Source organism: Magnetococcales bacterium (genome assembly GCA_015228815.1).
GTDB lineage: Bacteria > Pseudomonadota > Magnetococcia > Magnetococcales > UBA8363 > UBA8363.
In genome coordinates, this window is sequence record JADGCV010000009.1 from 75,345 (window position 1) to 90,617 (window position 15,273).

Annotated in this window: 8 protein-coding genes; 1 reads left to right on the top strand and 7 read right to left on the bottom strand. The window is 57.8% G+C overall.

The features are described from left to right. Positions 1-12: 12 nt before the first annotated feature. The 7 genes from HQL76_05640 to HQL76_05670 form a co-directional block, all read right to left on the bottom strand. Positions 13-2,235 (bottom strand): AAA family ATPase, encoded by a 2,223-nt coding sequence (locus tag HQL76_05640; protein MBF0108637.1) that lies wholly within the window; start codon positions 2,233-2,235, stop codon positions 13-15. Continuing rightward, a complete protein-coding gene (locus HQL76_05645; protein MBF0108638.1) occupies positions 2,232-2,432 on the bottom strand; it encodes a hypothetical protein in 201 nt (66 codons plus the stop codon). The genes HQL76_05640 and HQL76_05645 overlap by 4 nt, the downstream gene beginning before the upstream one ends. 197 nt (positions 2,433-2,629) lie before the next feature. Then, positions 2,630-3,757: a hypothetical protein gene (locus HQL76_05650; GenBank protein MBF0108639.1), complete on the bottom strand. Its 1,128-nt coding sequence runs from the start codon at positions 3,755-3,757 to the stop codon at positions 2,630-2,632. Positions 3,758-3,761: 4 nt separating this feature from the next. Then, a complete protein-coding gene (locus tag HQL76_05655; GenBank protein MBF0108640.1) occupies positions 3,762-4,952 on the bottom strand; it encodes an MFS transporter in 1,191 nt (396 codons plus the stop codon). Between the two features lie 24 nt (positions 4,953-4,976). Continuing rightward, the gene (locus HQL76_05660; GenBank protein MBF0108641.1) at positions 4,977-5,378 is read right to left on the bottom strand and encodes a DUF2782 domain-containing protein; all 402 of its coding nucleotides are present in this window, start codon (positions 5,376-5,378) and stop codon (positions 4,977-4,979) included. A gap of 148 nt (positions 5,379-5,526) precedes the next feature. Then, positions 5,527-5,694 carry a hypothetical protein gene (locus tag HQL76_05665; GenBank protein ID MBF0108642.1) on the bottom strand — a complete coding sequence of 56 codons (168 nt, stop codon included), beginning with the start codon at positions 5,692-5,694 and terminating at the stop codon, positions 5,527-5,529. Between the two features lie 18 nt (positions 5,695-5,712). Continuing rightward, positions 5,713-7,182: a chemotaxis protein gene (locus HQL76_05670; protein ID MBF0108643.1), complete on the bottom strand. Its 1,470-nt coding sequence runs from the start codon at positions 7,180-7,182 to the stop codon at positions 5,713-5,715. Positions 7,183-8,118: 936 nt separating this feature from the next. On the opposite strand from HQL76_05670, the gene HQL76_05675 reads away from it, so the two are divergent. Beyond that, the gene (locus HQL76_05675; GenBank protein ID MBF0108644.1) at positions 8,119-15,273 is read left to right on the top strand and encodes a tandem-95 repeat protein; all 7,155 of its coding nucleotides are present in this window, start codon (positions 8,119-8,121) and stop codon (positions 15,271-15,273) included.

Sequence of the window (15,273 nt, forward strand, 5' to 3'; positions counted from 1 at the left end):
GGCATCCGAATCTCAGGAGACGGTTGATTCCAGGACATCCTTGTCCATGTCGCAATGCAGATGGAGCGCGGCGTTCCCGGCCATCTCTGCGTCAAAGGATTGATTGGCGACGAAAATTTGCCGGATGGCACCACCCAATCCATTCAGTGCCTGATACGACTCCCTGAAACGATCGCGATCAAAATGGGCAAAGGGTTCGTCCAGGATCAACATCTGGGACTGCGCCTGCGACCGGGCAGTCAGGGCCTGGGCCAACGCCAGACGCAGGGCAAGCATCAACTGTCGCCGCAGACCTCGTGAGGTCTCCGACAGATCGACAAAATCGTGTTTGACGGTGGAAAAAGCGAACAGATCCAGGTTTTCATCGATGCGCAAATGCTGGTAGCGGCCAAGGGTGAACAGTGGCGCCGTCCGGGCGATCAATCGCCGCAATTCGATACTGAAACCAAGGGCAATCTCTTTGGACGCCACCTGAATCAATTGACGTCCCATGCTCCGAACATCGATGCCATGGGAAATCCGCGTTTTTTGTTCCTTGAGGGACTGCAACCGTTCTTTCAGGGCCTGACTCCGTTCTTTGCGCTGCCGTTCGTTCTGGATTTCCTGTTTCAGATCTGTCAGAACCCCGGTCAGGGAATGAATCCGTTCATTATCCTGGCGTTGATCGTTATCCAGTTGTTGCAGCATACCCTCCAGGACCAGTTTCAGACGACCAAAATCGGAATTCCATTCATTGAGCAGGTTTCCAAGGGCGGCATCATCGACAAGGTTGCGTCCCTGCGACTGTTGCCATTGTTGCAGGTGTTCCGACCAGGGAACCTGGTCGCCCAGTGAAACAAGCCGGGCGATATGCTGACACAGCGGCAATTGAGATGTCTCGGAAATGGTGGCGACCCGCTTTTCTTCTTCCTGGGCCCGCGATTCCAGCATGCTCCTGGCCTGTCCATACTGCGATTTCAGGGCGCTGTTCTTGATGATCTTCCCAAGCCCCAACAGGGAGATGATCAGAAAAAGGACGCCCAGGCCCATGGCGCCCTGAAGATGAAGGGGTTCCAGATTTCCGGCAAGTCCGGAAACGATCTTCCCGACCAGCGCGAATCGTGGATCCTGGGGTTCGAAGGTGAGGACAAAGCCCGTTCCACCGACCACAACGGCAAGGAAAAGAAACAACAAGAACAACACCAGTCCCGTGCGACTGCGACCCGAAGCGACCGTCACCGCCTCGGCAAGGCTGTTTCTTTCTCCGGCGAGGCTCTGGGCGTCGCTGCCGGAAAGCCAGTGGGAACGGCTTTTGCCATCCTGAATGCTTTTATCGACGATCGAATTGAAGGCATTCAGGCTTTCCAGGGTGCGTTGCGTTTTTTCACGCAGTTTGGCGACGATGGCCGCCGCTTCCCCCAGATTCGAGGCTGAAAGGCCGACCAGGGCGTTTTGCAGATTTTTCAGGTTTTGATTCCAGAGCGAATACGATGCCTGGCGCCCCTGCTGGATGGTGGCGGAAAAAATGCTGGTCGCTCCCTTGTATCCGGAACCAAGACTGTTGATCTGTTGGGTTCGTTGGGAGACATCCTTTTCAAGGTTGCTCCGGTTGTCGGTCAGTTCGTCAAATTTTTGTTGTTTTTCCTCAAGCAATCCCGGCTTCAGGCCGATGGCGGCCAATTCCTCTTCCGTCCGTGTCGTTTCGGCGGCGATGCGTCCGATCTCTTCCCTTCCCGATTTGATTTCCGATTCGAATTGGGAGGAAACGACGGCCAGATCCTCGACCCCGGCGACCATTCGGACGATCCCCTCGGGGTTTTCTCCTTCGGGGGCCCTCTGGGAAAGATAGATTGTCTCGATGAAATGATGAAACTCCATTCCCACCGCCCGTACCACGGCGGCATTGACCGCATCCAGTCCGTTTTCCAGGGCTTTGTCCACCCCTTCGGCATTGAGGCGGGCCTGCGGGGGATCCCGGCGGCTGAACTGGCGGTAGACCGAGAGATTGCGGCCATCCGAGGCTACGAAATCCAGGGAGACCCATCCGCTGGGATGCCCCCAATGAATGGCTTTCTGGATCTGGTCCCGATCCAGGTTGGCGGAGCGACCGAACAGGGCCAGACTGATCGTTTCGATGATGGCCGATTTTCCCGATTCGTTGTCGCCGCTGATCAGAATGGTTCCCGTATGTGGAAACGAAAGATCAAGGCGGGTGAATTTAAGAATGTTTCCGGCTTGAAGGCGACGAATGATCATTGCACATTCCCTCCCTGGGCAAGGCGTTCCAACACAAGCGCGCGTCCCTTCTCGAACAGATCGGCGTTGAAGGTGGTGTCCATGGCTTCAAGCCGCCGGCGCTCCCGGGTACAACATGCATCGAACGCGGCGCTTGGAGAAAGCAACCGGAAGGGGTGATCCGGTTGGGCCGTAGGGGAAGGTTGATTCTCGGACATAGAAATATCCCACCATGATGTGTGACACCCCGCGACGGGGGCAGGAATAATGGAACCGGCAGTGACAGTTTCACCGTTTCGCGACTGATGGAGACATGTCGGCGCGGGATCCGTGCAGTCATAGTGTACTCGAAGGTTGCCTCCGGTAAACAGGATCAACGTGGCGCGGGGTGAAAAATGTGGTCATCCACGGCCTTTCACCCGGTCGATGGCATGGGCTGGATCAATGTGACCGGGGCATATCCGCTTCCCGGTTCACGCAAGGTGGTCATCTGTCCCTGATAGATGCGGGCGCCGATGCCCAGGATGCGGCGGCGGTAGACGAAAAACCGGAAATCGATCTTGACCGGCTGTTCCCGATCGGGACATCTGGTCTGCGACGGGGGCGCCAGACGTTGCACCAGGGTTTCTCCGGCGTTCAGGGCATCGAACCGGGTGCGGGAGATGGTGCGCCCCAGCAATACCCCTTTGCCGCCGTGGGAGGCGAAGGGCTTGAACACCCAGTGCCGCCGGTCACGCCACAACTGGACCGGATCCTCCCTGGCCATGAGACGGGTTCTGGGAACGAGTTCCAGCAATAATTCCCGTTGTCCGGGGGCAAGTCCCAGACCGGCCAGAAACTCCGGATCGCTCCACTGGATCATGCGCCGCTTGTCGGAGAGCAGGCCATAGACGCGCGGATTGGGGGTCAGGCACACCCGTCGTTCGAGCCATGCGGCGCGAACATGGGACATGGCCGCGGATTCAAGGTAAAAATCGCAATGGCGATTGTAGATCATCTCCACCCGTTTTCCCTGATGCATCAGAAAACCATCCCTGACTTCGAGTGCCTCGGGGGCGACCACCGCCGACGGGATGCCTACCGCGACGAATTGGCCGCAAAACGCCTGCATTTCATCATAAAGAAATTGTTTCTCCGGTTCTTCATCCAGTATGACCAGATATTCGGGGCGATTTTTTCGACCTTGTGAAAACAGACGCATCTCTTCCATGAAGGAATCGAGGATGCGATTGCGTCGTCCGTGGAATGAAAAAGGTGAAGCGCCCAGTTTTTGTTGTGCCTGCCAGGCCAGCAAGGCCCCACCGGCGTTGGTGTTGACCTCGATCAACCGGGGTCCTTCGGGGGTGATGTGAAAATCATACCCCATCATGACTGCGTCGTGACCCGGATCCAGGCGCGCGCTTTCGGGAAGGATGGGGGTGACACGTTGGCGATATTGGGGAAGGCGCTGCACATCGTAAAGCGCGCGGATGAGACGGATCATGGTGCGGACCCGATCCCGCGAAAGCGTTATCGGACAGTGGGCCGCCTTGGGTTCGGTCATGGGATCACGCATTGTCGTCACGGTCGGGTTGCTGAAAAGAATCCGGAGGTTCGGGCCGTTCCCGTTCGAACCACCGGGCATGCCGCAGGGCGGCGAAGGTTCCTCCCAGGGCGACTGCCGTCATGAGGGTGAAGAGGGCCGGGGCACCGATGGCGTCGAAGAGCCATCCCGAAACCAGGAGTCCCGTACCGAGTCCGGCGCCATAGGAAATAGAGGAAAACCAGCTTTGGGCCGTGGCGCGATACCGCGGATGCGCCGTTTCGAACACCCGGCGGATGGCGGCGATGTGAAAGGTTCCGAACGTGAAGGCATGCAGGACCTGGCCCAGAATGAGAAACGGCCAGGACAGGGTCAGTGCGTAAATTCCCCAGCGCGCCACCCCCAGGATCAGGGAACCGATCAGGACCCGGGAAACACCGAAACGCCTTAGAATGACGTTGGATCCCGCCAGGATCACGATTTCGGCCAACACCCCGAGGGACCAGAGAAAGCCGATCGACGTCTTTGAAAACCCGTTGTTCTCCAGATGAATCGACATGAAACCATAATAGGCGCCATGGGACAGCTGCATCAGGAGGCCCATGAGATTGAACCAGAAGACGCTGGCCGGGGAAAACAGTCGCGGCGGTGGCGCGTGGGGATGATGATGACACGGCTCGGCATCGGGAAGCGTGACTGCGATCAGGGTTTGCAGAAAAAGAAAGAGGGAAAGGGCTGCGGGAACGAGCCACAATCCCAGATGGTCGGTCAATGGGCCCAGGCCCAGTGCCAGGACGATGAATCCTCCCGAGCCCCAGAGGCGGATCCGTCCGTAATCCCAATGATGACGGGTGACGGTTTCCATGGCGGTGGTTTCGACGAGGGCGATCGAGCCGACATGGAAAAAATGGAGCAGGGCAACCCCAAAGGCCAACACCAATAGAGAGGCCGGATCGAAAAAAAACAATCCCGAGGCGACGAGCGCTCCCAGGGAGGTGGCGACGATGATGCCACGGCGGAAATCGCCACGATCGGCCAATCGCCCCCAGACGGGCGGGCCCAACAGTTTGATGGCCATCGAAAGGGCGGTCACGAGACCGATGGCCGCCGGTCCATGTCCGATGTGGGACATGAACAGCGGCCAGTAGGGCATCCAGACCCCCAGGGTGGCGAAGTAGAAGGTATAGAATCCCGCCAGGGAGATGTAGGAGTTCAAGGGGTCATGAACCCGGAGCCAGGGTCAAAAACGGAACAGAACCCATTGCGGGACCATCAGGCGGGGCTCGTGGCCATGGAATTTGGAATCGAACAGACCATCGCCGTTGGTATCGATCAGGAGGTACGGCCGACCGTTGGCGGGGATGACCTGGAGTTGAAACACCGAGCCGTTGATGATGAATTCGAAAACCTGATTGCCCTGTTCATCCTCGTATTTGCGCACGACCGTCTCGGGGCCGGCGATTTCATTGGATAAATCCTCGCGAAACTGCGTCGCCAGTGCCCCCTTGTGGGGGATGGGATGACCTTTTTCCAGGATGACCGGTTCTTCGGCCAGGGCGACCGAAAAGGAGGTCAGGAAAAAAAGGACGGGCGACAGTATCCGCCAGGATGAATTCCACTCCGGACGAAGACGGTTGATCATGAGGGTTCCGGGCTCCTTGGCTGTATGGCGTGCATGAGAATTGCGCATGAGGCACGGTTCTCATTGTGCGGTTTCCTCAAGGTCCATGGCAAGGGGCAATCCGCTGATTGTCGGCGGCAAATGATTTGTCCGGTCTTGTGACACATGATTAATCCGGTTTCCACTTCACCCGAAGCCAGATTCCCTCGTGGTTTTCGTGGGAATCTTTAAGGATCTGCGCCAACACATGTGCGCCAAAAGTCCCCAACCCCACCGCCAAGGCGGCGTTGATGCACCCCAGGAGGATGAATCGTTGTGCTTGATCCCTGTCGGTCATGTGGCTGGGTTCATGTCATCAAAAGGTTTCAAATTCTTCATCTGCCGGAGCGGCAAGGGCCTGGGTTGTGGTTCTGTTCATAATTTTTGCGGGCTGGTGAGATGACGCACGATGGGCTGCTGTGCGACGTGTCGGTACCGCCGGGTTTCTGGTACCGCCTACATTGAACATGCCCACCGCCCCCTGTAAATTTTGTGCGTTGGACAACAGTTCGGTCACCGAAGATTCCATCCGGGAAACGGCAACGGCATTTTGTTGAATGGCTTGATCCAACTGTTGCATGGCTTGGCTGATCTGATTGGCCCCCTGGGATTGTTCACCGCTGGAGGCGGAAATTTCCAAAACAAGTTCCGAGGTTTTCTGGATATCGGGAACCAGTTTGTTGATGATGTTTCCCGCCCGCTCCGCCACCTGGACACTGGCCCCGGAAAGCTGACTGATTTCACCTGCCGCCAATTGGCTCCGTTCCGCCAGTTTGCGTACTTCCGCCGCGACTACGGCAAATCCCTTGCCATGTTCCCCTGCCCGGGCCGCTTCGATGGCGGCATTCAAGGCCAGCAGATTGGTCTGGCGGGCGATTTCCTCGATGATGGAAATCTTTCCGGCGATTTCCTTCATGGCGTTGACCGCCTGTGATACCGCAGCGCCCCCTTCCTCGGCATCCTTGGCCGCCTGCCGGGCAATCGTTTCGGTCTGCTTGGCGTTGTCGGTGTTTTGTTGGATATTGGCCGACATTTGTTCCATGGAGGCGGAGGTCTCTTCCACCGCGGCGGCCTGACTGGAGGCCCCCTGCGAAATCGTCTGTGCCACCTGGGTCAAGTCACCGGCCCCCTCGTTCACCGCATTGGTGGCCTGCTGCACCGACGCAATCACTCCCCTCAATTTGGTGGTCATTCCGGCCATGGAGTTGAACAAACGGCCAATTTCATCGCTGCGGTCCATGCTGCAACTGATGCTCAAATCCCCATCCGCCAAACGACCAAACAATCCGCCACACTGATTCAACGGACCCACGATGTTGCGTGACAGCACCACGGCGGACATCAACCCGACAATCAAGGCAACAATACCGAAAAAGACCATTTCCCGAATCGCCAGGGTCGCTTCGTCGATCAGGGTTGTCCTGATTTCGAGCATCATCTGATCGGAACCCTTTTGGCTCCCATGGCCCTTTTCGACCTGTTCCATCCGTGTATCCACCCCCTCTGCCGCCTGGTCGAATTGTGTTTCCAAACGTTGTGTTTCGGTATCATGTTGGATCAACGCTTCGCCATTGGCGATCACTTTGGCAATGGCAGGTTGTTTCGCAGCCAAGGGTTTCAACGCATCCTGATCTTTTTTTACAAGAATTTCATATCGTTCGAGACCGGTATAGCTGAAATCGTTTACCGCCATCGCATAGTGCCATAATAGTTGTACCTCCGCGGCACCTATTTGTTTTTCAAGTGCCGTGACCGCCTCGGTGACGGAAGCATCCAATACGTCCATCAATTCGAGCTGTTTCCTTGTGCGCTCCGTCAGGTCCGTGCCGATTTTTCCAAGGGTGGAAAGTGTGTCCGCGATTTTTGTTCCTTCACCCTCGGAAAGAAATTGCGACCGCGTCAGATTGTCGAGACTTCCTTTTGATTCTTCGGAACTTTTCCGGAGTCGTTCCAACCCTTCCCGTTGGCGTTCGGGATGATAGTTGTGACTGGCCTCGGCGGTCCCCCAAATGATCTCCAAATAATTGATGCGAAGTTCCATCGCACCATCCGCGGCCAACGCGGCACGCTCCAGATCTTCCTGAACCAATGATCGAATGTGCCGGGCCGCGTTGGTGCTTAACCAGGATGATACTATTAATAATAAAATAACCAACGAAAAACTTGCTGTTAGTTTGCTTTTGATGCTCATGTTCATCATTTTCTCCAAACTGAGCGTTGACTTCAGGCGCCAAACCTGGATGTAAACAGTTGTTTATTTGCGATATATATTTCTTTAATTTTTACATGAACCAACAGAAACCCATTTTAAGTGTATTCTGACTGTTGAGTCAAATAGGAATCCGTTCATGTTGCAAGCTGTGTGACGCCGCATGGAATCCTGTCCCTCTTTGAAAAATCTGCGTCCATCCGCGAAATCCGCGGATTCACGACATACCCTCCGTATTCCACATACGCTTCATGAACTTTTCTTCTGTGCGATCCGCGGATTTCGCAGATTCGCGCAGATTCAAGACGAAGGATTCTATGCGGCGTCATACAGTTTACAACATGAGCGATCCGGTTTCCAACGCGGCGTATATGTAACCGTTCATATATTGCAGTAGTTTCATGAAGTTGTTTATTGACCCTTGTCAATACGTCATGGATTTATTTTGGAGAAATATTGGAGGTTTTGTATTCTTCAAAAATTTCCCTGAGTTTATTTTCGAGAGAATCACCGATGAAGGACATCCCAGGAAGTATCGTTTCGGAATCTTACGAAGCGGTTCGTGAACCGGTCTTCGATCAGACAATATTGGCGGCGGACATTCTCGTACCGGAGATTGAACTGCTGCTCGATGGCCGATTCAGACGTGAAGGAGACGATCTGGCGGTGACCGGACGGGATGGTCGAAGTTGGACCATCGAGGATTATTTTTCCCACGACCCGCCCCCCGTGTTGACTGCTCCCAATGGCGCCTTGATGCTGCCGGAGACGGTTGCGGCGCTTCTCGACATCGATCCACTGTCCGGGGCCATACAGGTTGCCGGTCCGAACATGGCTCCCGGTTCGTCTCCGAACGAACCGGGAGCCACCCAGGTTCCGTCCAGCCCGCCCGCGACTCCTTCGGCGCAGCCTTCCGTTGCCATCGGGACGGTTGGCGAAATGACCGGCCAGGTGTCGGTCAAGGGGGGCGATGGGGTGGAACGACCCGTCAAGACCGGAGATGTCATTTTCAAGGGTGATGTGGTGCAAACCACCAAGGGGGGGCTGATCAAGATCACCTTCACCGATGGAACCATCTTTCAATTGGGTGAAGAGGCGCGAAGCATCCTCGACAAGTATGTCTACGATCCCGAGGGAAAAAAAGGGGGATTCGAAGCGACGGTCACCAAGGGAATATTCAGTTTCCAAAGCGGCGCCATTTCGGGATTGAACGCAGGCCGGCATTCGACCATCAAGACGCCGACCGCGGTCATTGGCATCCGTGGCAGTCAGTTGTCCGGCGAGGTCACCGCCGATGGTTCGACGACGGTCGTCCATACCGCGGGCATCTTGGACATTTCCGATGCCCGGGGACAGGGGACGGTCACTCTGATCGAACCGGGTACCGCCACCCAGGTCGTCCTGGGCGCGGGCGCGCCGCAACCGGTATTCAAGGCCCCGGCCAGTTTTCTTTCCCGCCTCGAAGGACAGTTGGATATTCAAAAATTCAAGGAAGAACAGGGACGCAACGATTCGAAGGATGCCACCAGCGGTCAGGAACAAAAACCCGAAGGGGGAAAAGAACCCGCCGAGGGTGAACCGGGTCCGCGGGAGGGGAGCGGTGAAGGAACTCCGGGGGAACCCAAGGGGGCAACGGAGGACAAAAATCGGGAAGAGGAAAAAAGCGACGCGACCGATGCGCTTGAGGGTACCGACGAGTCTCTCGCCGGGGACGGGACTTTTTCGCTGGCCGATCTTATCGATACCGGTGGTGGCGCGGAGGGACTCATCGCCGTGGAAGCGGTTGGCGAAACCCTGAACACGCTTTTGACAACCTCCGTGACCAACACAAATCCCGTCAGAGGTCCGGAGACAGGTTCTTCGTCGAGCGACGTTCCATTCATCCTGGCAGGCAATGTCGCCAATCCCGAGGGCAACAGGAAAACGGGGACGGAAACGGTTCCGGAACCTTCCCCGGCAACGGATCCGGAGGTGACCGCGCCGTCGTCCGCCCCTCTCGAAACGGTCGAGGAATCGGGGGAACCGGAATTGGATGCCGGACAGGGGCTGGCTGATCTTCTCGGGTCTGTCGCGGACATGGCAACAAACGAAATCATGCTGTCATCCCTGTCCGACACCACCACCACGACCGATACCCCGACCCGTCCGATCCCTGAAAGCACCACGTCAACCCCCGCGGAACCCGATTTTTCTCTGGGCGATCTTTTGGGCGGCGGCGAATTTACCGCCACACCCGGCACTACCGACGATTTTTCTTCCGAATCCTCTTCCAACGACACGTCGGTTTCCCCCCCGACGGAAGAGGTTGCCGCGGTCCAACCCGCTTCTTCTCCCGATACGGAAAGTTTGGTCCCGGTCGGAGAAACACCATCTCCCGAGCCCCCTTCGCCCACTCCGCCATCCGCCGACGAGCCCCCTTCCACCACGACGGAAGGGACGGGAGGGAGCCGTGAGATTTCCGACAGCCGGTCCATTTTTATCAACGCGCCGCCAACCGGGTCCGTCCTCATCGAGGGCCTTCCGGCCCAGGGTGAAACCCTTCGGGCCAGCCACACTCTGGCCGACGCGGACGGATTGGGGACGATCCTCATCGAATGGTTCACCAATGATGAAGCCATCGTTGGCGCCACGGGACCGGTCCTGGTTTTGACCGAGGCCCAGGTCGGCAAGACCGTGACGGCAGCCGCCCGATATACCGATGGCCATGGTGTCAACGAACGGGTCGTCGGCAGCGCCACGACGACCGTGGCCAACCGCAACGATGCCCCGACGGGGTTGGTCACCATTCAAGGATCCCACCTCCAGGGGGCGACGCTGGCCGCCGTCCAGAACCTTGCCGATGCCGATGGTCTGGGCGCCCTGAACTACCGTTGGCGGGCCAACGGAGAAGAGATCCTCGCCGCCACGGGATCCACTCTGGCGCTGACCCAGGATCAGGTCGGCAAGGTGATCACCGTCAACGTGTACTACACCGACGGCCATGGAACCGGAGAATACGTCGCCAGCACCGCGACCGGAAGCATCGCCAACATCAACGACGCGCCAACCGGTTCGGTCACCATTTCCGGAACCGCCACCCAGGGACGCACCCTGACCGTCACCCATTCCCTCGCCGATGCCGACGGACTGGGAGCCATCACCTTCTTCTGGTCGGCCAACGGCACTCCCATTTCCGGGGCGACCGGCGCCACCCTGACCTTGACCCAGAACGAGGTCGGCAAGGTCATCACCGCGACCGCGAACTATACCGATTCCTTCAACGCCACGGAACGTGTGGTCAGTGCCGCGACCCATGCGGTCGTCAACATCAATGACCCACCGACCTCCGCCGACACCACCCAGACCACTGCCGAGGACACGCCTTTCGTCTTCGGCGCCGATCAGTTCGAGTTCATCGACATCGATTCTCCCACCCTGGCTCGGCTCATCATCGTTACCCCGCCGTCTGCCGGCAGGTTGCAAACCCGCGCCGATGGCGACCTCTGGAGCGATGTGGCGGAGGGACAGGCCATCGATCGTGCAACCCTGGATGCCGGAGAATTGCGCTATTTCCCCGATGAAAACCAATGGGGAATGGAAATCGCCACATTCCAATTCAGGGTCAATGATGGCGAGGACGACAGCGCCGAGATCTACTCGGTGACCTTGAACGTCACTCCGGTCAACGATGCGCCCGTTTCCGTCGCCTCGTCGATGACCCTGACGCGCGGTTCCATCGGGACCACCGTCACCGCCACCCACCTGCGTGCCAGCGACGTGGACAACGATGCCGGGGGATTGGTCTATACCTTGACAAGCCTCCCCACCCAGGGGGGACTGTATCGCTCCGCTACCCTTCTTGCCATGGGCGACACATTCACCCAGACCGACATCGACAATGGCCTGCTGACCTACAACCATTTTGGCGGCAGCGCCCTTTCGGACACCATCGGTTATTCCCTTGCGGACGGAGTTGGTGGACTGACCCAGGCCAATACCTTCGACATCACCGTCACCCCATCGACGGCGCCGACGGGCATCCGGTGGAACCCGGTCGGGGCCGGGGGCATGGCCTTCGAGATTGCCGCAGGGAACGCCCTGGTGCATGGCCTGGGCGGCGCTGTCGGCTTTGGCGAGGAAACCTTCGAGGCCACGGACGACAGCTACTGGATGCGCGATGTTTCGACCGTGTTCGCCCATGGATTCAACTTTCTGGGAACCCGATACGACGCCAGCACACAATTCTATGTCGGTTCGAATGGTTATGTAACGTTTGGTTCCGGCAGCTCCGAATATGTCCGGTATCCGATGTCGCAGTCCGTCATTCCCATGATCGCCGGCCATTTCCATGACATCGATACCCGCAATGGCGGCAGCATCCATCTGGACCTTGAGACCCTGAACGACGCCCGGGTCGTCACCATCACCTACAGCGATGTCGCCCCGTACAGCGATTCCTACGGTACCGGGGTCAACAATTTTCAGATCCGGCTGCACGATCTGGAAAACGGCGCTTTTGGCATCGAATTGCGCTATGCCTCGATGTCCTGGAACATCGATGGAACCGCCGGATGGTCGGCGGGAACGGGACAGGAGTTCGACCACGTCACCGGATCGGGCAGTACCGCCATGATCGATGCCCCCGCCAACAGCAACATCGATCATCCAGGCGTGTTTGCCTGGGTCATTTCCGATACATCACAGGCGGGAAACACCTACCTGCATGTCGTGGAAGAGGCGACCGCGGGCACGGTGGTTGCCACGTTGACGGGAATCGACCCCGATGTCGATGATGCATTGACCCTGTCGTTGGTGGATGACGATCAAGGCCATTTCGAACTGATCGACAATGATGGCGTCTGGCAACTGCGGGTCAAGGAAGGGGAAGGGATCCATCACGGCGAGGCCGCCAACCGTTCCATCGTGGTTCAGGTCACCGATGAAGCAGGATTGATTCATCGGACAAACATGAACATCACCGTCCACCAGAAGGTGACGGACACGGACAACGCCATCGTCCACATTGTGGAAGACGCGGCCATACCCGCGAGCGCCAACATTCGCGTCACCCCCGACACCCTGATCCATGCCGCGACGCAACTGGTCGCGACCGAAGCGCGCATCCTGTCGGTCACCGGTGGCACCCTGACCCGGGGGACGGACGGTTCCGCCATCACCCCTGGCGGCGCCGGAACCCTTCTGTCATTGACCGATGGCCACCTTGATTTAAGATTCACGCCGACGGCCAATCGCGACATCAACGCCACGTTCGGTTATGCGCTTGTCAATCCCGCGAATTCCAATGAACATTTCGGCAATGCGATCGCCGAGGTCATCATCACCGCGGTCAATGACGTCCCCCTGGCCGGGGGTGATGGAACCGTCACGGACCCAAGCGGGGGAAGCGTGAGCATCGTCGAGGACAGTCCCACCCCTTCGAGCGCCAACATTCGCTTCGAGCTTGCGACCCTTGCCGAGGTCGATTCCGGACAAACCCCGACCGCCATACGTATCCTTGCCGTCACCGGCGGCGCCCTGGCCCAAGGGGATGGATCGTCCATCACCTTTGGAACCAATGGAACGGTGCTGACCCTGAATGACCGTCATCTGGATCTCAGGTTTACCCCCGGAACCAATCAGGCAACCGACGCCACCTTCACCTATGTGGTCGTCGATGCCATCGATTCGACCCTCAACAGCGCCGCATCCACCGCGACCATCCCCATCACCGCCGTCAACGATGCCCCAACCGCCACCCAACCGGCGTCATTGTCCACCAATGAGGATACCCCGCTTTCGATCACCCTTGCCGGAACCGACCCCGAAAACGATCCCCTGACCTGTGTCATCGTTTCCGGCCCATCCTCCGGGACCTTGTCCGGCTCCGGGGCCAATCGGGTGTACACCCCGAACGCCAATTTCAATGGAAGCGATTCCTTTTCCTTCAAGGTCAACGATGGGACCGTGGACAGTGCCACCATCGCCGTTCCCATCACCATCGTTTCCGTCAACGATGCCCCGGTCGCAAGCAACGTCAGCGCCAGCACCACCAGCGGCCAGGCTGTCGCCGTGACCCTCGCCGCCACCGATGTCGAGGGCAACCCACTCACCTATTCCCTGGTGACCTCGCCGTCGCATGGAACACTGTCGGGTTCGGGGGCCAATCGGACCTATACCCCTTCCGCCTCCTGGTCGGGAACGGACACCTTCACCTATGTCGCCAACGACGGTACCACCAACAGCAATACCGCCACTGCCACCCTGACCGTCACCTCTTCAAGTCCCACGGCCATCGGTACCTGGCTGCTCAACGGCAATGCCAACGACAGTGTCGGTTCCTACCATGGCACCGTCACGCTTGCCACCCCGACCGTCAACTATAATGGCAGCAGCAACAAGGCGTATCATTTTTCGAGCAGTGTCAACGATTATATAAATATTCCACTGGATCTCAACGCCAATGTCCTGCCACAACTGACCCTGACCGCCTGGGTCAAGGCGGATACGCCAACCGCCGGTCGGCAGACGATTCTTTCCCACGATAATGGTGGTTATGACCGGGGAATGGGTATCGATCTGGTCAGTGGCAACGGCAAGTGGACCACCAACACGGGCGCGGCGGGGAGCGGCGTGTTGCTCTCGACCGAAAATGTCTCCACCGGCTGGACGTTTCTGGCCTCCGTCTACGACGAAGCCGCCGATACCGTCAAACTTTATGTCAATGGTTCCTTGTCCGCCACGGCCAGTACCAACATGTTGATGTATCCCGGTCTTTCCTACTTTCACTTGGGAAAGAATCCGACCTGGGGGGAGGCGTTCAACGGGTCGATCGACAATGTGCGCATCTACAACCAGGCACTGACCGCCGCGGACATCAACACCTTGTTCAACCAGGGCGTTACCGACCCGATCGTCCTGGATCTTGATGGCGATGGCATCGAGCTGTTGTCCGCCACGACCCAGGAGAACAAATTTTCAATGTCACCCGATGGGACGGTCACGCCGCGGACCTGGGTCCATCCCGACGATGGTTTTCTGGTTTTGGATCGAAATGACAACGGCCAGGTCGATGACATCACCGAGTTGTTTTCCAAGTATTTTTCCCCCGTGGCGACGACCGGAGGCGAGGCCTTGGCGACGCTCGATGCCAATGGGGATGGACGTCTTGACCCATCGGATCCCGGGTTTTCCCGGTTGTCGGTCTGGAAGGACCTCGATTCCGATGGAATCACTACCCCCGGGGAGTTGAGCCCCCTTTCCCAATGGCACATCGCCGCCATTTCCCTGGAAACCGAACCGGTCCATGCGGTCGTCGAGGGTGGATTGCTCCTTTCCCAGGGGACGATGGTGACCACGGAGGGGCAATCCCTTTCCTTTGTCGAAGTGGCCCTGCATGATCGCGAGGCGGAAGAACCAACACAGGAAGAGGACGCAACCTTCGAACAACAATTTTATACCCTGATGGAGTCGATCGAGGCCTCGGCCAATTCCGGAACTTTGCCCACGCCGCCATCCATGCCGGTTTTCGATTCATTGGAATCGGTCCATGATTCTCATGGAAGCTTTTGGCCCTTGGGCCTTGATGATCTGGTCGGTCCTGTCCCTTCCGAAATGACGACGGCTTTGGCCATGGATTTGCCCGATTCTGGCTGGGATGGGCTTCCAACACCGATCCTGCTCGATTTTTGA

What these genes read in the sequence shown, in the direction of transcription:
- HQL76_05640 (MBF0108637.1), bottom strand. Translation starts at nt 2,235, where the DNA reads ATGATCATTCGTCGCCTTCAAGCCGGAAACATTCTTAAATTCACCCGC.
- HQL76_05645 (MBF0108638.1), bottom strand. Translation starts at nt 2,432, where the DNA reads ATGTCCGAGAATCAACCTTCCCCTACGGCCCAACCGGATCACCCCTTC.
- HQL76_05650 (MBF0108639.1), bottom strand. Translation starts at nt 3,757, where the DNA reads ATGACCGAACCCAAGGCGGCCCACTGTCCGATAACGCTTTCGCGGGAT.
- HQL76_05660 (MBF0108641.1), bottom strand. Translation starts at nt 5,378, where the DNA reads ATGATCAACCGTCTTCGTCCGGAGTGGAATTCATCCTGGCGGATACTG.
- HQL76_05665 (MBF0108642.1), bottom strand. Translation starts at nt 5,694, where the DNA reads ATGACCGACAGGGATCAAGCACAACGATTCATCCTCCTGGGGTGCATC.
- HQL76_05670 (MBF0108643.1), bottom strand. Translation starts at nt 7,182, where the DNA reads ATGGACGTATTGGATGCTTCCGTCACCGAGGCGGTCACGGCACTTGAA.
- HQL76_05675 (MBF0108644.1), top strand. Translation starts at nt 8,119, where the DNA reads ATGAAGGACATCCCAGGAAGTATCGTTTCGGAATCTTACGAAGCGGTT.